20 protein-coding genes are annotated in these 19,585 nt (G+C 72.8%); 11 read left to right on the top strand and 9 right to left on the bottom strand.

Annotated elements, in window-relative coordinates; translation table 11 throughout:
• Positions 1-22 precede the first annotated feature (22 nt).
• The 4 genes from IW249_RS04265 to aroA are packed head-to-tail and all read right to left on the bottom strand — an operon-like array spanning position 23 to position 4,217.
• On the bottom strand, positions 23-877 hold the full coding sequence (locus tag IW249_RS04265) for a hypothetical protein (RefSeq protein WP_231393002.1): 855 nt from the start codon (positions 875-877) through the stop codon (positions 23-25).
• Positions 878-936: 59 nt separating this feature from the next.
• The gene (gene hisN / locus IW249_RS04260) at positions 937-1,755 is read right to left on the bottom strand and encodes a histidinol-phosphatase (RefSeq protein ID WP_196919607.1); all 819 of its coding nucleotides are present in this window, start codon (positions 1,753-1,755) and stop codon (positions 937-939) included.
• Positions 1,756-1,783: 28 nt separating this feature from the next.
• Positions 1,784-2,860, bottom strand: a complete 1,077-nt coding sequence (gene rsgA / locus IW249_RS04255) for a ribosome small subunit-dependent GTPase A (protein WP_196919606.1) — start codon at positions 2,858-2,860, stop codon at positions 1,784-1,786.
• 55 nt (positions 2,861-2,915) lie between these two features.
• Positions 2,916-4,217 (bottom strand): 3-phosphoshikimate 1-carboxyvinyltransferase, encoded by a 1,302-nt coding sequence (aroA, locus tag IW249_RS04250; protein WP_196919605.1) that lies wholly within the window; start codon positions 4,215-4,217, stop codon positions 2,916-2,918.
• A 103-nt stretch (positions 4,218-4,320) separates the two neighbouring features.
• On the opposite strand from aroA, the gene IW249_RS04245 reads away from it, so the two are divergent.
• The 5 genes from IW249_RS04245 to rsrA all read left to right on the top strand — a co-directional run bounded on the left by IW249_RS04245 (position 4,321) and on the right by rsrA (position 7,640).
• Complete coding sequence (locus tag IW249_RS04245) at positions 4,321-5,031, top strand: SOS response-associated peptidase (RefSeq protein ID WP_196919604.1); 711 nt, start codon at positions 4,321-4,323, stop codon at positions 5,029-5,031.
• A gap of 195 nt (positions 5,032-5,226) precedes the next feature.
• Positions 5,227-5,619, top strand: coding sequence for a WhiB family transcriptional regulator (locus IW249_RS04240; RefSeq protein WP_091406097.1), 393 nt, complete (start codon positions 5,227-5,229; stop codon positions 5,617-5,619).
• 51 nt (positions 5,620-5,670) lie between these two features.
• On the top strand, positions 5,671-6,291 hold the full coding sequence (locus IW249_RS04235) for an alpha/beta hydrolase family protein (RefSeq protein ID WP_196919603.1): 621 nt from the start codon (positions 5,671-5,673) through the stop codon (positions 6,289-6,291).
• 235 nt (positions 6,292-6,526) lie between these two features.
• Complete coding sequence (locus IW249_RS04230) at positions 6,527-7,351, top strand: sigma-70 family RNA polymerase sigma factor (protein ID WP_112583674.1); 825 nt, start codon at positions 6,527-6,529, stop codon at positions 7,349-7,351.
• Between the two features lies 1 nt (position 7,352).
• A complete protein-coding gene (gene rsrA, locus IW249_RS04225) occupies positions 7,353-7,640 on the top strand; it encodes a mycothiol system anti-sigma-R factor (RefSeq protein WP_030336658.1) in 288 nt (95 codons plus the stop codon).
• A gap of 139 nt (positions 7,641-7,779) precedes the next feature.
• On the opposite strand, the gene IW249_RS04220 is transcribed toward rsrA, so the two are convergent.
• Positions 7,780-7,965 (bottom strand): 50S ribosomal protein bL37, encoded by a 186-nt coding sequence (locus IW249_RS04220; protein ID WP_112624378.1) that lies wholly within the window; start codon positions 7,963-7,965, stop codon positions 7,780-7,782.
• 110 nt (positions 7,966-8,075) lie between these two features.
• Between IW249_RS04220 and IW249_RS04215 the strand changes: the two genes are divergently transcribed.
• Together IW249_RS04215 and IW249_RS04210 are read left to right on the top strand one after the other, a co-directional pair.
• The gene (locus IW249_RS04215; protein WP_196924632.1) at positions 8,076-8,297 is read left to right on the top strand and encodes a biotin/lipoyl-binding carrier protein; all 222 of its coding nucleotides are present in this window, start codon (positions 8,076-8,078) and stop codon (positions 8,295-8,297) included.
• Positions 8,294-8,803: a GNAT family N-acetyltransferase gene (locus tag IW249_RS04210; RefSeq protein ID WP_196919602.1), complete on the top strand. Its 510-nt coding sequence runs from the start codon at positions 8,294-8,296 to the stop codon at positions 8,801-8,803. Before IW249_RS04215 ends, IW249_RS04210 begins: the two co-directional genes overlap by 4 nt.
• Before the next feature lie 22 nt (positions 8,804-8,825).
• Here IW249_RS04210 and IW249_RS04205 read toward each other — a convergent pair whose 3' ends face one another.
• A complete protein-coding gene (locus tag IW249_RS04205) occupies positions 8,826-9,404 on the bottom strand; it encodes a TetR/AcrR family transcriptional regulator (protein WP_196919601.1) in 579 nt (192 codons plus the stop codon).
• 111 nt (positions 9,405-9,515) lie between these two features.
• On the opposite strand from IW249_RS04205, the gene IW249_RS04200 reads away from it, so the two are divergent.
• Complete coding sequence (locus IW249_RS04200) at positions 9,516-11,102, top strand: MDR family MFS transporter (protein ID WP_196919600.1); 1,587 nt, start codon at positions 9,516-9,518, stop codon at positions 11,100-11,102.
• Positions 11,103-11,132: 30 nt separating this feature from the next.
• Here the strand turns inward: IW249_RS04200 and IW249_RS04195 are convergent, their stop codons facing one another.
• Positions 11,133-12,923, bottom strand: coding sequence for a tetratricopeptide repeat protein (locus IW249_RS04195; RefSeq protein ID WP_196924631.1), 1,791 nt, complete (start codon positions 12,921-12,923; stop codon positions 11,133-11,135).
• 240 nt (positions 12,924-13,163) lie between these two features.
• On the opposite strand from IW249_RS04195, the gene IW249_RS04190 reads away from it, so the two are divergent.
• Both IW249_RS04190 and IW249_RS04185 read left to right on the top strand, forming a co-directional pair.
• Complete coding sequence (locus IW249_RS04190; RefSeq protein WP_196924630.1) at positions 13,164-14,195, top strand: SIS domain-containing protein; 1,032 nt, start codon at positions 13,164-13,166, stop codon at positions 14,193-14,195.
• Positions 14,196-14,220: 25 nt separating this feature from the next.
• Positions 14,221-15,813, top strand: coding sequence for a PAS domain-containing sensor histidine kinase (locus IW249_RS04185; RefSeq protein WP_196919599.1), 1,593 nt, complete (start codon positions 14,221-14,223; stop codon positions 15,811-15,813).
• Between the two features lie 179 nt (positions 15,814-15,992).
• On the opposite strand, the gene IW249_RS04180 is transcribed toward IW249_RS04185, so the two are convergent.
• Positions 15,993-17,456 carry a glycosyltransferase family 39 protein gene (locus IW249_RS04180; protein ID WP_372433026.1) on the bottom strand — a complete coding sequence of 488 codons (1,464 nt, stop codon included), beginning with the start codon at positions 17,454-17,456 and terminating at the stop codon, positions 15,993-15,995.
• 81 nt (positions 17,457-17,537) lie between these two features.
• Positions 17,538-18,563 (bottom strand): aldo/keto reductase family protein, encoded by a 1,026-nt coding sequence (locus tag IW249_RS04175; RefSeq protein WP_196919597.1) that lies wholly within the window; start codon positions 18,561-18,563, stop codon positions 17,538-17,540.
• A 62-nt stretch (positions 18,564-18,625) separates the two neighbouring features.
• On the opposite strand from IW249_RS04175, the gene IW249_RS34930 reads away from it, so the two are divergent.
• Entirely contained in the window at positions 18,626-19,537 is a 912-nt protein-coding gene (locus tag IW249_RS34930; protein ID WP_196919596.1) for an ArsR/SmtB family transcription factor, read from the top strand.
• The last annotated feature ends 48 nt before the right edge of the window (positions 19,538-19,585 follow it).

The raw sequence follows: 19,585 nt of genomic DNA, 5'->3' as shown, positions 1-19,585 counted from the left end.
TCAGTGGTGCAGTGCCGGATGGTCAGCCCGGCCGGCCGGCACCGACCATGGCGCGGTCCCGACGGCGTGCCACCGAGCGGTGCTGCTGCGGTTCGGCGTACCGGGTCAGGCCGATCACCGCGGCCAGGGTGACCAGGAAGCCGACAGCGGCCAGCCACTCCCGCCCCGGCCAGATCTTGTCGTTGAGCAGCAGCAGGCCGACGATTGCGGCCGGCACCGCGCCGGCGGCGTCCATCGCGGCGACCGCGGCGGTCGTCGAGCCGCGCTGCATGGCCAGGCCGAGCAGCAGCTGACCCACTATCGAATGGGCGATCAGCAGGTAGAACAACGGGTCGGCGAGGAACGCCTCAGCGGACGGCGCGGACGCCAGTGGCCGGGCGGCGACCGCGGCCGAGCTGAACGCCAGCCCGGCCAGTGAACCGAGGGCCACCGAACCCGGCGCCCCGTGCAGCCGCACGGCGAAGAAACCGAGCACAGCGATCACACCGAGCGCCACCAGCAGGGCGATCGAGCCGGCGGTGCCGAGCTGCTTCGACGGCGCCGGCCGGGCGGACAGCACCAGCGCGGTTATCCCCGCGAAGAGCAGCGCCAGCAGCACCACCTCCGCCGCCGGCAGTCGCCACTTCAGCACCAGCACCCCGAGGATGGCGGTCACCCCGAGCCCGGCGGCCACGCTGGCCTGCACGAGGAACAGCGGCAGGTCCCGCCGGGCCAGGAAGGCGAGCACGAAACCGCCGATCTGACAGCCGAGGCCGACCAGGTACGTCCGGTGCCCGGCGAGGCGCAGCAGCAGGCCCGGATCGAAGGTGTGGTGGACGGTGGTGCGGGCCGCCGCCACCGACTGGAGCAGGTTGGCGAAGCCGTACGCGACGATCATCGCCGCGAGAAAACACCAACCGGAGGAGACCACCTGGCGAGGATAGAGGTTGCCGGGGGTCAGCGCTCGGCTGGTCGATTGAGGCGGGTGAGGATGTCGGCGTGCAGCACACCGTTGGTGGCCACCACGCTGCTGTCGGTGCCCGGAGCGCCGGCGGGGGCCGGTTGTCCGGTCAGATCCGTGACCGTGCCACCCGCCTCGGTGACGATCGGCACCAGCGCCGCCACGTCCCACAGCGACAGTTCCGGCTCGACCATCACGTCGAGTGCCCCCTCGGCCAGCAACATGTAACCGTAGAAGTCGCCGTACGCCCGGTTGCGCCAACTGTCCCGCATCAGGTCGAGCACCGCGTCGAGCCGCCCGGCGCTCTCCCACCCGTTCAGCGACGAGTAACAGAAGCTGGCATCGGGGATCCCACGCACCGCGGACACGCCGATCCGCTCGCCGGCCGCGGGGCCCGGCCCGGCGAACGCGCCCGCGCCCGCGCTGGCCCACCAGCGTCGTCCGAGCGCCGGTGCGGACACCACGCCGACCGCCGGCCGGTCGCCGTCGTAGAGCGCGATCAGGGTCGCCCAGATCGGCACGCCACGGACGAAGTTCTTGGTGCCGTCGATCGGGTCGATGATCCACCGGCGCCCGTTCGGGTCGGCGGACGGCTGCGCGCCGTACTCCTCACCGAGCAGCCCGTCGGCCGGCCGGTGCTCGGTGAGCAGGGCGCGGATCTCCCGCTCCACGGCCGTGTCCGCGTCGGAGACCGGGGTCAGGTCGGGTTTCGCCTCGACGCGCAGGTCGAGCGCGCGAAACCGGGCCGTGGCGATGGCGTCGGCCCGGTCGGCGAGCAGGTGGGCGAGGGCGAGGTCATCGGCGTACCCGGTCATGCCGGCAACCTAGCCCACGCCCGTCGGGTCACTCGTCGGGGCCGCGCCGGTCACCCTCGCCAGGGCCGCGCTGGTCGCTGTCGCCGCGCGAGTCACCCTCGCCGGCCCGTGAGGCGAGCAACCGACGGTACGAGGCCAGCCGTCGCGGGTCGGCCTTACCGGCGGCCACCCACGCGTCCAACCCACACTCGGCCTCGTCAGCTGTGTGCGGGCAGTTCGGCGGGCAGTCGACGGTGCCCTCGACGAGGTCCGGAAAGCCGTGCAGCAGGCTGTCGGCCGAGACGTGCGCCAACCCGAAGCTGCGGATCCCGGGGGTGTCGATGATCCAGCCCGGGTCGGTGTCGACGCCGGGCACCGGTGGCAGCCGCAGCGCCACCGCGCTGGTCGAGGTGTGCCGGCCCCGGCCTATCGCGCTGACCACCCCGACCGCGCGCAGCGCGTCCGGAACGAGGCGGTTGACCAGCGTCGACTTGCCCACCCCGGAGTGCCCGACCAACACCGACACCTTGCCGCTGAGCAGCGAGCGGAGCGCGTCGAGGTCGGAGTCGGGGCGGTTGAGCACGTACGGCAGCTCCAGCTCGGTGTAGTAGCCGAGCACCTCCTCCGGCCCGGCCAGGTCGGCCTTCGTGAGGCAGAGCAGCGGCTCGACGTCCGCGTCGTACGCCGCCACCAGGCAGCGGTCGATGAACCCGGTGCGCGGCGGTGGGTCGGCCAACGCGCTGACGATCACCAACTGGTCGGCGTTGGCCACCACCACCCGTTCCAGCCGACCCTCGGCGGTGGTCTCGTCGTCGTCGGCGGTGCGGCGCAGCACCGAGCGACGCTCGGCGATCCGGACGATGCGGGCGAGCGCGCCCTCCGCGCCGGACGTGTCGCCGACCAGGCTGACCCGGTCACCGACCACCACCGACTTGCGGCCCAGCTCGCGGGCCCGCATCGCGGTGACAGTGGGCAGCTCGGCGCCGACCACGCCGCGCTCGGCCCCGGAGAGCACGCAGGTGTAGCGCCCACGGTCGACGGCGATGACGAACCCGTCGACAGCGTCGGCGTGCTGCGGGCGGGTGCGCGTACGCGGGCGCGACGACTTCCCGGGCCGGACCCGCACGTCGTCCTCGTCGTACTCCCGCCGTTTGGTCGCCAGGACCTGTCCTCTTCTCGCGTCAGCTCTTGCCGGTCACCATCGCTGACCATAGTGCCGGGAACTCGGGCATGGTCTTCGAGGTACACCCCACGTCGTCCAACTCGATGCCCGGAACGGCGAGCCCGGCCACTGCGGCGGCGTGCGCCATCCGGTGGTCGTGGTAGGTGCGGAAGACCCCGCCGCGCAGCGGCCGGGGCCGGATCTCCAGCCCGTCCGGTGCTTCGGTGACGTCCGCCCCGAGCGCGGTGAACTCGCGCGTGAGCGCGGTCAGCCGGTCGGTCTCGTGGCCACGGATGTGCCCGACGCCGGTGAAGACCGACGGCGAGTCGGCCAGCATGGCCAGTGCGGTCAGCGCCGGGGTCAGCTCACTGACGTCGGAGAGGTCGGCGGTCAGGCCGTGCACCACGCCGGTGCCCCGGACGGTCAGCCCGTTTGTGGAGAGGGTGACCTCGCCGCCCATCTGTTGCAGCAGCGAGCGGAGTTGCTCGACCGGCTGCGCGCTGCTGTGCGGCCAACCCTGCAGGGTGACCTCGCCGCCGGTGACCAGGGCGGCGGCGAAGAACGGCACAGCGCCGGAGAGGTCCGGTTCGATCTCCCAGCCGCGGCCGGTGAGCGGGCCGGGCTCGACGGTCCACACGTCGGGGGTGCTGTCGTCGACGGCCGCGCCGGCGGCCCGCAGCATCCGCACCGTCATCCGCAGGTGCGGCGCGGAGGGCACCGGGGGGCCGACGTGGCGCACCACGACGCCCCGGTCGAAGCGCGGGGCGGCCAGCAACAACGCGGAGACGAACTGGCTGGACACGGACGCGTCGATCACCACCTCGCCGCCGGTGACCCCACCGGTGCCGAACACTGTCAGCGGCAGGCTGCCGGTGCCGGTGACGTCGATCCGGACACCCAGCGAGCGCAGTGCGCCGACCAGCGGGCCGAGCGGCCGGGTGCGAACGTAGGGGTCGCCGTCGAAGGTGACCGGCCCGTCGGCCAGCCCGGCCACCGGCGGCACGAACCGCATCACGGTGCCGGCCAGGCCCACGTCGACGTGGGCGGGGCCGACCAGCGGGTGCGGCCGGACCAACCAGCGCTCGTCGTCGCTGATCGACACGTGCGCGCCCATCGCGCGCAGGCCGGCGGCCATCAACTCGGTGTCGCGGGCGCGCAGTGGCCGGGCCAGCGTCGACGGGCCGGCGGCCAACGCGCTGAGCACCAGGGCCCGGGCGGTCATCGATTTGGAACCGGGCAGGCGCAGCGTCGCCGCCACCGGGTCGGATGCGGTCGGTGCGGTCCACGGCTGCGGCGGCCGGGTCGCGGTCAGGTTGCCCACGGTTACATTCTGCCGTGTCGGCGGGAGGGCGACTGCGCCCGGCGTTCGTACTCCCGGTTGGCGGGACAGCCGGCGGGGCCTCCGACGCGTTAGCGTGTGCCCCATGTGCGGCAGGTACGCGACGACCCGGAGCTCCGGCGAGCTGAGCGCGCTGTTCGAGTCGTCCGACGACTCCGACGGCCTGGTCCGAGCGGATCACAACGTCGCGCCGACCGACCCGGTGCCGTTGGTCCGGGTCAGTCCGGAGGGGCACCGCAGCCTCTGTGTCGGCCGCTGGGGGCTGCTGCCGCACTGGTCCCGGTCCGCCTCGGGCGCCGCCCGCATGATCAACGCGCGGGCGGAGACGGTGGCCACCAGCCGGGCGTACGCCGGCTCATTCTCCCGTCGCCGCTGCCTGGTCCCGGCCGACGGCTGGTACGAGTGGGTCCGGCTGCCCGACGGCGGACGACAGCCGTACTTCATGACCCCCCGGGACGGCTCGGTGCTCGCGTTGGCCGGCATCTGGTCGGTCTGGGAGTCCGCCGCCGAGACCCGGCTCACGTTCAGCGTGCTGACCACCGCGGCGCTCGGCGACCTGGCCGAGGTGCACGACCGGATGCCGGTGCTGCTGCCACCCGAGCGTTGGTCGTCGTGGCTTGCGCCGACCGACGAGCCGGAGCGGCTGCTCGTCCCGGCGTCGGCGGAGCAGTTGGCGGGGTTGGAGATCCGCCCGGTAGGTGCGGCGGTGGGGGACGTCCGCAACGACGGGCCGCAGCTGACCGCCCGGGTGGCGGTGGCGCCGACTGTGACACCCCAGGAGCTGACCCTCTTCTGACGCTGCGTGCATTGTCGGCCGCCGATTTGCCAGGGTTCCGCGCGATTCGTCTCCTGGCTGTTCAGTCAGGTTCCCGGCAGACCCTTGTCCCGGTGTTGTGAAGTGCGATAGAACACAGCGCCGGTAGTGGCAGTCGATCCGCACGGGGCGGACGACGTCCACAGCTCTTGCCGGTCCCACGGGGGAGGTGGGTGGATGACACGGGCACGTATGCCGCGCCCGCACGAGGTGGCGGCGGCGCGGCGAGATCCGCGACTGCTGCGGGCCGTGCGGGAACGGCGCCAGGACGACGCCTGGCGCACCAGAGGAACCTGCCAGAGCGTCGATCCGGAGACGTTCTTTCCGGCACCGAACGAGCCGGCGGACGCCGCCGTCGCGCTGTGCCGCAGTTGTGACGTACAGGGATCCTGCCTGGCCTGGGCCCTCGACGTCGGTGACTGCCACGGCGTGTGGGGCGGCACCACACCGCGGGAGCGACGGGCGATGCTGGTCGCCTGGCGTGGCGAGGTCGAGCCCGACCCGGACGCCATCGACGACGCCGGCCCGCCGGTGCGCGATCGCCTGCTCGCCCTGGTCCCGCTGAGCTGATCGGCGGCCCGGTTCGCACCCGTCGCCCGTCCGGCGGCGCAGAATAGGCCGGTGCCACCCAGCTACGAGATCGACACCCCGCGCGGTCCGGCGCGGCTCGACACCGACCTGCCGGTCCGTCCGGCCACCGCCCTGCTTGTCCTCGGGCACGGTGCGGGCGGCAGCGTCGACGCGCCCGACCTGCTCGCGGTCCGGGACGCGTCGGTCGCGGCCGGCCTGGCGGTTGTCCGGGTGACCCAGCCCTACCGGGTCGCCGGTCGACGCGCGCCGGCACCGGCGGGTCACCTCGACGAGGCCTGGGCGGCGGTGCTCGCCGTGCTGCGTGAGCGGCACGCCGACGTGCCGACGGTGGTGGTCGGTGGGCGTTCCAGTGGTGCACGGGTGGCCTGCCGGACGGCACGTGCGGTGGGTGCGGCGGGTGTCGTCGCACTGGCCTTTCCGCTGCACCCGCCCGGCCGGCCGGAGCGCTCGCGGGCCGCCGAACTGGGCACCGGCCTCCCGACGTTGGTCGTCAACGGCGACCGCGACCCGTTCGGGACGCCGGAGCCGGGGCCGGGCGTGCAGGTGGTGAGCCGTCCCGGTGAGACGCACGATCTGCGCCGCGATCCGGCCGGCACCGCCGCCGCCGTGCGCGACTGGCTGTCCGCCCAGGGTTGGGCGGCGGCCGACTGACCCGTCGCGGCCGGCTCGCCGGGGCGACCGTTTCCGGCGCCGGGCACTGGTCGTTGCATCCGATGGTGCCGCCGGCCCGATCGGGGCCGGTGACACCAGTCCTCCCAGGCCCTTCCTGGTCCCAGCGCCGGCCGCCGTCGGGGCCGGGACCAGGAACGGGAGGGACGGCCGGAATGCCCCAGTGGTCATCTCGCGTTACTACCCCCGGACGACTTTTCTGCGAGGGGGGTGACCGGTGCCAACCGAGACACGAAGCCTGGAACGGGACGAGCGGGACGCCCGGCAGCTGAAGCGGCTGCTGGATGGCCCGGAGTGGCCCGCGACGGCGGGACCGGGCGGGGTGGGTGCGGTGAGCACGGGCACACCGGCCGGAAGTGAATCTGCGGGCAGGTCCGTGCGCGTATCCTCGGCGGGAAAGCATCCGACGCGAGGGGATGTGCGGTTGACCACCGAGAAGACGGACGAGCGCAGGGCCCGATTCGAGCGGGACGCGATGCCATTCGTCGATCAGCTCTACGCTGCTGGGCTGCGGATGACACGCAACCCGGCGGATGCCGAGGACCTGGTCCAGGAGACGTACCTGAAGGCGTACGCGGCCTTCCACCAGTTCGAGCAGGGCACGAACCTGAAGGCCTGGCTCTACCGGATCCTGACCAACACCTACATCAACTCCTACCGCAAGCGGCAGCGCCAGCCGATCCAGGCGCCCACCGAGGAGATCACCGACTGGCAGCTCGCCGAGGCCGAGTCGCACACCTCCAGCGGGTTGCGCTCCGCCGAGACGGAGGCACTGGACCGGCTGCCGGACAGTGACGTCAAGGAGGCCCTCCAGCAGTTGCCGGAGGAGTTCCGCCTGGCCGTCTACCTCACCGATGTCGAGGGCTTCTCCTACAAGGAGGTCGCGGACATCATGGGCACGCCGATCGGCACCGTGATGTCGCGTCTGCACCGGGGCCGTCGTAATCTGCGCAAGCTGCTCGAGCGCTACGCGGGGGAGCGGGGCTTCAGCGCTGCCCGCTCGGCGAAGGGCTCGACCGCCGCTGCCGGCCGGGAGGTGTGACGTGAGCTGTGGGGAGCCGCACGAGACGGACTGCCGCGAGGTGCTCGCGGAGGTTTACCTCTACCTGGATCTGGAGTGCGCCGACGAGCGCCGCTCGCTGATCCGGCACCACCTGGACGAGTGCGGGCCCTGCCTGCGCGAGTACGGGCTGGAGCAGGAGGTGCGGGCGCTGGTGGCGCGTTGCTGTGGCAACGAGACCGCGCCGGACGAGCTGCGCGAGCGGCTGCGGGTCAAGCTCACGGAGCTGGTGGTCTTCGAGACCAGCGACTCCCGTGAGCTGGCCGACTGAGCGTCTGAGCTGGCCGACGGAGCGTCGGCACGAGCTGGCAAGACCGGTGGCCCGGGTCGATGTCGACCCGGGCCACCGGTGTACCCGGCCTCGGCCGGGTCGAGCTGAGCGGCGACGGGCAACCGGCCCGTCGACCCGTTCAGGAGTTGGGACGCTTGCCGTGGTTCGCGGCGTTCTTCTTACGAGCCTTCTTCTTGCGGGACTTCTTCGCCATGCTGACCTCCTCGTGATGGGTCGGATCCGTCCTGCGCACGACCTCGGCGCGGATGCGGCCACCGGCGGTCCGGCGTCGGGTCCGACCCGCTGATGGTAGTGCGGTCGACACCCGCCGCCTTCCCCAGGGCGGGCCTGCCATCCCGGCTGTGCCGCTGCGCGCCCACCACCGGTCGACGCATGATTGGATACATCGGCAGGCACGTCGCGAAGAGGGAGGGCCTGGACATGGCCGAGGAGATCCGCGCCGAGATGGTGGCCAACGTCTGGAAGGTCGTCGCCACGGCGGGTGACACGGTGGCCGAGGGTGACACCCTGGTGATTCTCGAGTCGATGAAGATGGAGATCCCGGTCATCGCCGAGTCCGACGGTGTGCTCCAGCAGCTTGTCGTCAACGAGGGCGACGTCGTGCAGGACGGTGACCTGATCGCGGTGATCGCTTGACCGGGTTGCGGGTCCGTTCGGCCGAGCCGGCCGACTTCCCGGCGGTGGCCCGGCTGACAGTGGCCGCGTACGAGGCAGATGGCCAGCTCAAGGGCGAGCACGGGTACGGCGAGGTGCTGGCCGACGTGTCGACCCGAGCCGCCAGCGGCGAGGTGCTGGTCGCTGTCGACGAGGTGACCGGGGCGGTGCTCGGCTCGGTCACGTTCGTGCTGCCGGGCACCCCGTTCGCCGAGTTGTCCGGGCCCGGCGAGGCGGAGTTCCGGATGCTCGCTGTCGACCCCGGCGCTCAGGGGCGGGGGGTCGGTGCCGCGTTGGTCGAGGCGTGTGTCGACAGGGCGACCGAGTTGGGTTGCACGGCGGTGGTGATCTGCGTCCGGGCCGGGATGGCCGATCCGGCGCACCGGCTCTACTCGCGGCGCGGGTTCGTCCGTTCGCCCGAGAAGGACTGGTCACCGGCGCCGGGCGTGGACCTGCTCGGCCTGCGGCTGGAGCTGACGCGCGGCTGAGCCGCGGACCGACATGCCCAGGTCAGGCGTCGGGCTGCGTGCCGATGGCGGCCAGCAGCTCGTCGGCGACCTCCAGGGCGAGCTTGCGGCGTTCGTCGTCGCTGATGTGCGGCGCGCGGACCGCGAACCAGCTGGTGTGCACCGCGAAGATTGACAGCGCGGCGCGCAGTTGGGCAGCGGGGGAGTTGTCGCCCCGGCAGAGCGCGTCGGCCAGCTCCAACATCCGACCGCGCATCTTCTGCCCCGAGGAGAGGCTCTTGAGCGCTGTCTGGTTCTGTTCGAAGAAGCGCATCACCGACGGCTGAGTGCCGTCGAACATGGTGTCGGCGTACCGGGAGATCAGCTCGCGCCGGGTGGCCAGGGTCGCGGGCTGGGTGGCGGCCCAGGCGATCAGTGCGTCCATCCCCTCCAGCCGGTCCTCGACGAAGCTGGCGACGATGTCGTCCTTGCTCTTGAAGTGGTAGTAGAGCGCGGCCTTGGTGACGTTGAGGCGCTCGGCGATTTCCCGGAGCGAGGTCTTCTCGTACCCCTGCTCGGTGAAGAGTTCGAGCGCGACGGCCTTGATCCGTTCCCGCGTTCCGCCGCCTGTGCTCTCGCTCACGCACGCCCTCCAAATGGCTTGACCGTTGCTCGTACCCAACTTACCGTGCGGCTAGTAAGGTGACTAGCCGGGCGGCAAGTAAGTACGGCAATCTTCGGGGGGAGCTTACCCATGACTCAGGCAACCCAGGCCGGCACACGACCCAACAACATCCGGGTCGTGCTGTTCGGGCTGATGATCGCGATGATGCTCGCGATGCTCGACAATATGATCGTCAGCACCGCGTTACCGCGGATCGTCGGCGAGTTCGGCGGGCTCAACCACTTCACCTGGGTGGTCACCGCGTACGTCCTGGGCACCACCGTCTCGACCCCGATCTGGGGCAAGCTCGGTGACCTCTACGGCCGCAAGTCGGTCTTCCTGACCTCGGTCGTCGTCTTCCTGGTCGGCTCCGCCCTCTGTGGCATGGCCGGCTCCGGGATGCTCGGCGGCCCAGAGGACGGCATGGTCCAGCTCATCGCCTTCCGGGCCGTGCAGGGCCTCGGCGCCGGCGGCCTCATGGTGGGCGTGATGGCGATCATCGGTGACCTGGTCCCGCCCCGCGAGCGCGGGCGCTACCAGGGCATGATCGCTGGCATCATGGCCATCGCCATGGTCGCCGGCCCGCTGGCCGGTGGATTCATCACCGATCACCTCTCCTGGCGCTGGGCGTTCTACGTGAACCTGCCGCTGGGCGGTGTCGCGCTGCTCGTGCTGATCACCACCATGCACCTGCCGAAGTACCGCACCGAGCACCGGATCGACTGGCTCGGCGCCGGGCTGCTCTCGGTCGGCATCACCGCGATCGTGCTCATCACCACCTGGGGTGGCAACGAGTACGACTGGACGTCGGCGCAGATCCTCGGCCTGGCCGTGCTGGCCGTCGTCGCGTTGGTGGCGTTCGGCCTGGTGGAACGCCGGGTCCAGGAACCGATCCTGCCGCTGGCGCTCTTCGCCAACCGCAACTTCGCGCTGATCTCGGTGGTCGGCTTCCTGCTCGGCTTCGCGATGTTCGGCGCGATGAACTTCCTGCCGCTCTACCAGCAGACCGTGCAGGGGGCGTCGGCGACGAACAGTGGTCTGCTGTTGCTGCCGCTGATGTTCGGCATGCTTGTCGTCTCGCTGGTCATCGGCCGGGCGATCACCCGCAACGGCAGGTACCGGGCGTACCCGATCATCGGTGGCGTGGTGATGACCGCGGGCATGGCGCTGCTGTCCATGCTCGACACCGACACCAGCAAGCTGATGTCCTCGATCTACATGGTCGTGCTCGGTGTCGGCATGGGCTTCCTCATGCAGACGTCGATGCTGATCGCGCAGAACAGCGTGGAGCAGAAGGACCTGGGCGCCGCCAGCGGCGCGGCCACCTTCTTCCGGTCGATCGGCGGCTCGTTCGGCATCTCGCTGTTCGGCGCGATCTTCGCCAACCGGCTGGCCAGCTCGGAGGGCGGTCGGGCCTTCGGTGGCGGCGAGGCCGGCGCCGGGATGGACCTGGAGAAGCTCAAGGAACTGCCCGCCCAGGCGCGCGAGGCGGTGCTCGGCGGTCTCTCCGACGCCATCTCGCACGTCTTCCTCTGGGCGGTGCTGTTCACCATCGTGATCCCGGTGCTCGCCTGGTTCATCAAGGAGATCCCGCTGCGCACCGCGAACGAGGCACCGCCGCAGGCCACCCCGGAGGAGGACGCCGAGGTCGCCCTCGGCAAGGCCCCGGTCGCCTGACCCCACAGCGACACAGCGCCGCGTCGACCGTCACGGTCGGCGCGGCGCTCCCCTGCTCAGCCGTTGCCAGAGTCGGCGCAGGGGGTTGCGGGGGCGGGGAAGCCGGGGGGAGTGGGTGGCCAGCAGTTCGGTGGCCAGTGCCGCCGTCGCCGGATCCAACTGCGGGGCGGCGAGTGCCAGATGGGCCAGCGAAGCGGCGATCGGGACCGGTCGGCTCCGCGCCACGGCTGCCGCGTCGGCCAGCCGCTCCGCCACCACCCGGGCCACGTCGGGCCGCACCGACGGGTCCACCCAGGCGGCGGTGACCAGGGCGAACAGCGCCGCCTCGGTGACCCAGTCCTCGACGCCCCAGATCAGATCGAGCAGCACCCGGCGTCGGGTCGAGCCCTCCCACGGCTCGTCGGTGCGATGGTGCAGCAGCCCCAGACAGGCCCACACCTGCACCCCACGGACCCAGACCGACGGATCGTGGGCGGCCAGCAGCCGACCCACCGCGTTGGCCGGCGCCGCCGGCGGATGGACCAGCAGGCCGAGCAGGTCGCCCAGGTCGAGGCCGGCCAGGCCCACCGCCGCGTCGTACGCCGCCGGTGGGTGCGCCCACGCCGGGTGGGCGATCTGCCCGATCCGTTCGACAGCAGTCGCCGAGGGCGCCGCCACCGCGGGCGTGGGGACCGCGTCCGCGTAGTGCCACAACCGCTGAGCGGACTCCCGCCGGGGCTCGCGCGGGTCGGGCTCCGGCGTGCCGACGACCTCGATCCGCAGCCCGGGGGCGGTGGAGATCGCCGTGCCGACCGCGCTCGGCGGGGCGGCGGCGGGTAGGCGTACGGCACCGCCGAGACCGTTGTCGTCATCGGCCACCGCCTGACGCATCGCGTCGACCAGGGGCCCGCCGGCCGGGGTGAGTTGGCCGAGCCAGGGCCTGCCTCGGCAGCACTGGGCCAGGTCGCCGTGCTCGTGGCTGTCGTCCGGGTGGTCCCGCACGAAATCGGCGAGCGCGACCAGGTGGGCGAGGTCACCGTCGCGCAGGTGCCGCAGGCGGTGGGCGGTGTGTACCGCGCAGTCGAACGACGGATCGCGCGCCAGCGCCCGCTCGGTCCACTCCAACGCCTCGTCCAGCCGGCCGATCTCGGCCAGCGTGCCGGCGATGTCCGCGTAGATCGCCAGGTCGTCGGGGTCCAGCTCGACGGCCCGACCGAGAGCCGCCAGGCCGTCACGGGTCCGGCCCGAGCTGCGGTACGCGTACCCGAGCCACACCTCGCCCATCTTCGAGGGCTGTGCGCGTACCCCTCGGGTGGCCCAGCGGACCGCCAGCTCGACCTCGCCGAGGCGCCGGGCCAGCGCGGACGCCGCGCCCAGCAGCAGGCCGTGGTCGGGGTGCACGGTGGCCGCGTTGCGGGCGAGCGTGAGGTACGGGGTCAGCGGGGCCCGGCCGATCCGCGGCACCGGGTCGGGCAGCGCGGCGCAGACCTGCATGAGGACGCGGGCGATGTGCTCCGGGTCCAGTCGTTCGGCCAGCTCGGGCGCGGTGACCCAGGGCACGCCGGCCCACTCGGTGCCAGGGGAGTACGACGTTGCGGCGGCCAGCAGCTCCAGCCCTTCGGCGGGGCGGCCGGCGGTGGCGAGGAGGTGGGCGCGGGCGACCACCGCACCGACGAAGGTGTGGTGGTTGATCGGGAAGAGGTCGAGGCCGCCGCCGCCCGTCGCGGCGAGCCGGGCCAGCGTCTCGTGCACCTCGGGGAGGGTGGGTGCCCGGGCCAACGCGCCGGCGAGGTGGCCTGCGGCGTGGTGCAGGTCGCCCTCGTCGAGTGCCAGCCGGGCCATAGCCAGCTCCTCCGTCGCGGAGAGCGCGGGATCGTCCGTTCCCTCGGGCACGTCGTCCTCTCGTGGCAGGTAGACCGGGTACAGCGGGTAAAGCTTAGTTGATATTGAGATCAACTGGTGATCACCTGCGCAGTCCTGCTCGTTCAATTGCTGAGATACGCTCAAAAGTGCAAGACTGAGCAAGAATCGCGCGGCAACCGCGCAGGGGGAGGGGTTTCCGTGACACGTGCAGGGGCCGGAATGGCCGCCGACATCGAGGAGCAGCCGGCCGGCTACGCGCGCCTGCTCTCCGCTGCCAACGCCGTCGAGATCGCCCGGGTGGCGGCGGTCATCGCCGAACGTCGGCCACGGCACGTGGTCTTCACCGCGCGAGGCACCTCCGATCACGCGGCCCTCTACGGGGCCTACCTGACCGAGATCCGGCTCGGCCTGCCCGCCGGGCTCGCCTCACCCAGCGTCGTCACCCTGTTCGGTGCCCGCCCCGACCTGTCCGACGCGCTGGTCGTCGGGGTCAGCCAGAGCGGCGGCTCGCCCGACCTGGCCGAGGTGCTGCGCGCCGCCCGAGCCTCCGGGGCGCTGACCCTCGCGGTGACGAACGCCCCCGACTCGCCGCTGGTCGACGTGGCCGAGCTGAGCGTCGACATCGCCGCCGGGCACGAGCGGGCGGTCGCCGCCACCAAGACGTACACCGCCGAACTGCTCGCCCTGCTGATGCTGGTGGAGGGGATCCGGGCCGGCGACGGCGTGCTCCCGAAGGCCGAACGGGAGGGGCTCGACGCGCTGCCCGAGCTGGCCGCCCGGACCCTGGCCGACGGCACCCCGGCCCAGCTCGCCCCGCGCTACCGGTTCGCCCGTCAGCTGGTCACCACCGGCCGGGGGTACGCCTACCCGACCGCCCGGGAGGCCGCGCTGAAGCTGATGGAGACCTCGTACCTGCCGGCGCTCGCCTTCTCCGGCGCCGACCTGCTGCACGGCCCGCTCGCGATGACCGACCCGGAGGTTCCGGTGCTCGCCGTTGTCGGCTCCGGCCCCGGTGGCCGGTCGATGGGTGAGGTGCTGCCCCGCCTCGGCGAACGCCGCGCCGACGTGGTGGTGGTCGGCTCCGCCGACGTGCCGGGCGCCACCCGGCTGGCCGTTCCCGAGGTCGACGAGCGGTACGCCCCGCTGTTGGACATCCTGCCGATGCAGCGGTTGGCGCTGGCCCTGGCGCTCACCCGGGGCGAGGACCCGGACGCGCCGCGCGGGTTGAAGAAGGTCACCGCGACGATGTGAGGCGCGGCGTGGCACCCTGGTCACCGTGTCCACGCTGCGCGACCTCGCCGAGGAGCACACCCATCTCCGTCCGGCCGACATCGACCACCTGCACCGGATCGCCGGCGACTGGCAACTGCTCTCCGATCTGTCCTTCGCCGACCTGCTGCTCTGGGTTCCGGTCGACGCCGAGGGCACGTTCCTCTGCGTTGCCCAGGTCCGTCCGACCACCGCGCCGACCGCGTACCAGGACGACCAGGTGGGCCGGATCGTGGGCGGGCCGGAGGTGGCCCATCTGGGGGTGGCGTACTCCCAGGGTCGGATCTGGCGCGAGGGCGACCCGGTCTGGTACGGCGACGTGCCGGCCCGGCATGAGGCGATCCCGGTCCGGCTGCGTACCGCCGAGGGGGAGGCCGGCGAGGTGATCGCCGTGGTGGGGCGGGACACCAACCTCTCCACCGCGCGTACGCCCAGCCAGCTGGAGCTCAACTACCTCACCACCGCCGACGACCTGGCGCAGATGATCGCGGACGGCACCTTCCCGCCGCCGAGGCATCCGGGCGAGACCACCTCGGCCCCCCGGGTCGGTGACGGCCTGGTCCGGCTCGACGCCGGCGGGAAGGTCACCTACGCCAGCCCGAACGCGCAGTCCGCGTACCGCCGGCTGGGCTACGCCTCGCACCTGGTGGGGGAGGACCTGGCCGCGCTGCACCGCCGGCTGGCCGGTGATCCGCTGGACGGCACCGAGGCCTCGAACGGGATCCTGGCGGCGCTGCGGGGTGAGGCGCCGCCCCGCCGGGAGATCGACGCGCGAGGTGCCACGATGCTCACCCGGGCGCTGCCGCTGATGCCGGCCGGGGTGCCGATCGGAGCGCTGGTGCTGGTCCGGGACATCACCGAGGTCCGCCGCCGGGACCGGGCGCTGATCACCAAGGACGCCACCATCCGGGAGATCCACCACCGGGTGAAGAACAACCTCCAGACCGTCGCCGCGCTGCTGCGGTTGCAGGCCCGCCGGGTGTCCATGCCGGAGGCCCGGGTCGCGCTGGAGGAATCCGTCCGTCGGGTCGCCTCGATCGCCCTGGTGCACGAGACGCTCTCCATGTCCAGTGACGAGGCGGTGGAGTTCGACGGCATCGTCGACCGGGTGGCCAGCGCGGCGACCGAGGTCGCGGCGACCGAGGTGAGCGTCGGCATGCGGCGGCGCGGCAGCTTTGGCGTACTGCCGGCGGAGATCGCCACCTCGCTGGTGATGGTCCTCAACGAGTTGCTGCTCAACGCCGTCGAGCACGGCTTCCCGCCGGCCGACGAGGCGGAAGAGGTTCCCGTACCCGCGGCCTCCGGCATGGTGCCGGTCGCCGCTCCCGAGGTCGACCCGTCGCTGCGACCCGAGGTGGTGGTCTCGGCACACCGGTTCCGCAAGATGCTGCACGTCTCGGTGACCGACAACGGGCGTGGCCTCCCCCCGGACTTCGACGCCGAACGCGGCAGCCGGCTCGGCCTCCAGATCGTCCGAGCCCTGATCACCGGGGAGCTGCGCGGCACCATCGAACTGCGCGCCGGCGCCAACGGTGGCACCGAGGCAGTGTTGGTCGTCCCGCTGGCCCGCAACGCCCACGACGGCCGCTCGCAGCCCTGAGCCGCCGCCCGCCGCCCGCCGCCCGCCGCCCGCCGCCCTGCTTCCGGCTCCCGCTCGGGCGGGTCCGCGTCGGGAGCGGATGTCTGGATGAGCGTGATGCCGGTGAGTCATCTTGATGACTCACCGGCATCACGCTCAACGAGGTGCGCGGACCGCCCGCCTGCCCATGGACGGACCGGTCAGCGGCCGGGACGGCTGGTCAGCAGGGCAACGGTCAGGCCGGGGCGCGGCCAGACCTGGGTGACGGTGAAGTCCGTGCGCAGCGCGTCGCCCTTGGCGCCGGACACAGTGGCCAGCGGCTCGGCGTGCCGGCCGGCGACGACCAACCACACCCGTGTCGTACCGGCGAGGCACTGGGCCGGCTCGGGGCACTCGGCTGCCCACAGGTCGCCGCGGCGGACCTCGTCCTCGGTGACCAGCACGTCCCGGGGAGGGTCGCCGAGGTGGTATTCGATGCCGAGGTCGAGGAAGAGCCAGCTGTGCCGGGGCGAGTAGACCACAGCATCCCCCGGGCGTTGACCGTCGGCGATAACCCGCGCCGCGCCCGCGTAGTCCACCGGCGCGCTGCGCGGCCACTCGTGGGTGCGCCGCAGCGCGGCCTGGTCGGGCAGACCGAGCAGCCCGGCCAGCACCACCACGACGAGCGCGGCCGGTGCGGCCACGGCGGCCAGCGCCGCGCCCGCCAGCAGGCACGCGAAGGGCACCACGAAGACCAGGTACCGGGGCACCCACAGCGGTACGACAGTGCCGGCGGCGAAGAGCAGCAGTACGGGCAGCAGCACCGCGCCGACCGGCAGCAGGGCGCGTCGCCCGAGCCGGGCCGCGCCCAGCGCCGCGACCCCGACCAGCAGTCCACCGACCACACTGCTCTGGGTGACGCCGCCGGGCAGCGCGGTGAGGTCGTCCAGTCGGGCCAGGTGGACCCAGTTCAACTGCCGCGACTGCTGGGTCCGGGCCTTGACCAGCAGCGGCCCGGCCAGCAGCGCGACCGGCACCACGGAGACCAGCCACCGCCACACCCGCCGGTCCCGTTCGGCGTCGAGGTGCGCCGGGGTGGCGACGCCGGCCGCGGCCGGGCCGCGCCACCAGGCGATGAGGACGACCAGCGCGTGGGCGGCGAGCAGTGTGAGCGCGATCAGGTGGATGAGCCCGAGGGCGGCGACGGCGACGGCGTAACCGGCCCAACGGGCCCAGCTCGGTCGACGTAGCGCGGTCACCAGCAGCAGTGTGGCGAGCACGGCGAGCATGGTGGCCAGCGCGTACGGGCGAGCCTCCTGCCCGTAGCGGGAGGTGCCGGGGAGCACCGCGAACAGCAGCCCGGCGAAGAGGCCGCCGCGCCGGTCGACGAGCCGTGCCCCGAGCACGGCGAGCAGCCCGGCGGCCACTGTCATCGCCAGCACCGCCGGCACGCGCAGGGCGATCGTGGAGTCGCCGACGACACTGGTCCAGCCATGCATCAGCAGGTAGTACGGCCCGGTGGCGGCGTCGATGGTGCCGGCCAGCCGGACCAGGTCGCCGGGCGACCGGGTGGCCGCGCTCCACGTCGCCAGCTCGTCGCGCCAGAGCTGGGCGGAGCCCAGCCCGGTCACTGTCACCGCCACTGTCACCAGTGCCGGGGGGAGCCAGACCGGCAGGCGACGCAGGTGCTCCCACGCCGCCCCGGCCGACCTCTCGGACAATTGCCCCACGGTCCGAGCCTGCCACGGCCACCCCCTGCGCGGGCGTCAGCCGGCCGCAGGTGGTGGCCGCCAGGCGGGCATCACGTCGTTCGGGCGGGCGGTCTTCGCCGGATCACGCTCCACCAGTTCGTCGAGCACGGCGTCGATCCGGGCCATCAGCTCGTCGTCGAGCCGTACCGTGGCGGCCCTGGCCGTCTCGGTGAGCTGCTCGGGCCGGGACGCGCCGACGATCGCGCCCGCCACCGTCGGCCGGCGCAGCACCCAGGCCACCGCCAACTGGGCCATCGTGCAGCCGGCGGCCTCGGCGATCGGTCGGAGCTGGCGTACCCGGGAGAGCAGCAGATCCGAGGAGTAGCGGGCGATGAACGAGCCACCGAAACCGTCGGTGGCCCGCGAGCCGGCGGGCGGACGCCGGCCCGGCTCGTACCGACCGGTCAGCACGCCCATCGCGAGCGGCGACCAGGCGAGCTGGCCCAGGCCGAGGTCGGCGCAGGCGGGCGACACCTCGGCCTCCACGACCCGCCAGAGCATGGAGTACTGCGGCTGGTTGGCGATGAACGGGATGCGCAGCTCGGCGGCGAGCCGCAGGCCCGCGCGCAGCTGCGGGGCGGTCCACTCGGAGGCGCCGACGTAGAGCACCTTGCCCTGGCGGACCAGGTCGGCGAAGGCGAGCATCGTCTCCTCCAGCGGCACGCTGTCGTCGTACCGGTGCGCCTGATAGAGGTCGAGGTAGTCGGTGCCCAGCCGGCTCAGCGAGGCGTGACAGCCCTCGATGATGTGCTTGCGGGACAGCCCGGCGTCGTTGGCTCCCGGCCCGACCGGCAGGCACACCTTCGTGCACAGCTCGATCGAGCTGCGCCGGACGCCGCTCAGCGCCTTGCCCAACGCCTCCTCGGCCCGCCCCTGGGCGTACCGGTCGGCGGTGTCGAACGTGGTGATGCCCGCATCCAGGGCGGCCTTCACGCACGCGGCCGCCGCGTCGTCGTCGAGCTGGTTGCCGTGGGTGACCCAGTTGCCGTACGCGACCGCGCTGACGCGCAGGCCCGACCGGCCCAGTTGCCTGTACTCCATCCGAGAATCGTCGGGCCGCCGGGCGCTGTCGCCGAACCGTTCGATCGTGGTCGAATCCGTGGGTGATCGAGGTTCGGTTCTCGCCCGACGACCTGAGCCGGGTGCGGTTCGTGCACTCGCCCCTGGCCGAGCTGGTGGCCAGCTCCTGGGCGTTACGCAAGCCGGAGAAGTACTGGATGCACCGTCCGTGGCGGCAACGCGCGGAGCGGCTGCTGCCGGATGCCGGCCTGGAACCGCTGTTGGCGGTGCTCAGGTCGTCCAACGGTTACGTGCCGGACTTCCTCACCCCGATCGGAGTGGCACCGAACCTGGCCGCCGAGCTGCGGGCGGTCGCCGGCACCGACCCGTCCCGGATGCGCCGGCAACTCGAGCGGGCCGGCGCACCCCGGCTGGCCCCGGACGAATTGGTCGCGCAACTCCACAGGTACTTCACAGTGCTGATCGCACCGGACTGGCCCCGGCTGCGGGCGCTCGCGCTGGCCGACATCCGGCGTCGGACGCTGCTCGCCGCCGAGCAGGGCGGGCGCACTCTGCTTCGCGACGTGCACCCGTTGATCCGGTGGGACGGCGCGGCGCTGCGGGTCGCCGTCGGCACGACCCGCCCGCCCGGCCTGGACGGACGCCCGTGGACGCTGCTGCCCACCTCGTTCTCCGGGCCGACGGTGCACGCGATCATGGAGGGCGACGCCGGGCCCGCCCTCTGCTATCCGCCGACCGGGCTGGGCGGGCTGTGGGATTCGCCGCCGCCCAGCGCGGCGCTCGGCGCACTGCTCGGCGGCACCCGGGCGGAGGCGCTCTGCCTGCTCGACTCGCCGCTGAGCACCGGCGAGTTGGCAGCGATGCTGGGTCTCGCACCGGCGACGGCGTCGCATCACCTCACCACGCTGAGGGACAACGGCCTGATCGCCGGCGTACGGCAGGGGCGGGTGGTGCGTTATGCCCGAACTATCCTCGGTGACCAGCTGGTCGGCTGACCCCCGCCCGTGATGTGGGATCCAGCACGTGGACATTGGCCGGCCCCC

Origin of the sequence: Micromonospora vinacea, from assembly GCF_015751785.1 — a bacterium.
GTDB lineage: Bacteria > Actinomycetota > Actinomycetes > Mycobacteriales > Micromonosporaceae > Micromonospora > Micromonospora vinacea.
The sequence above is the reverse complement of the archived record's forward strand: the minus strand, read 5'-3'. Positions and strand labels throughout refer to the sequence as shown.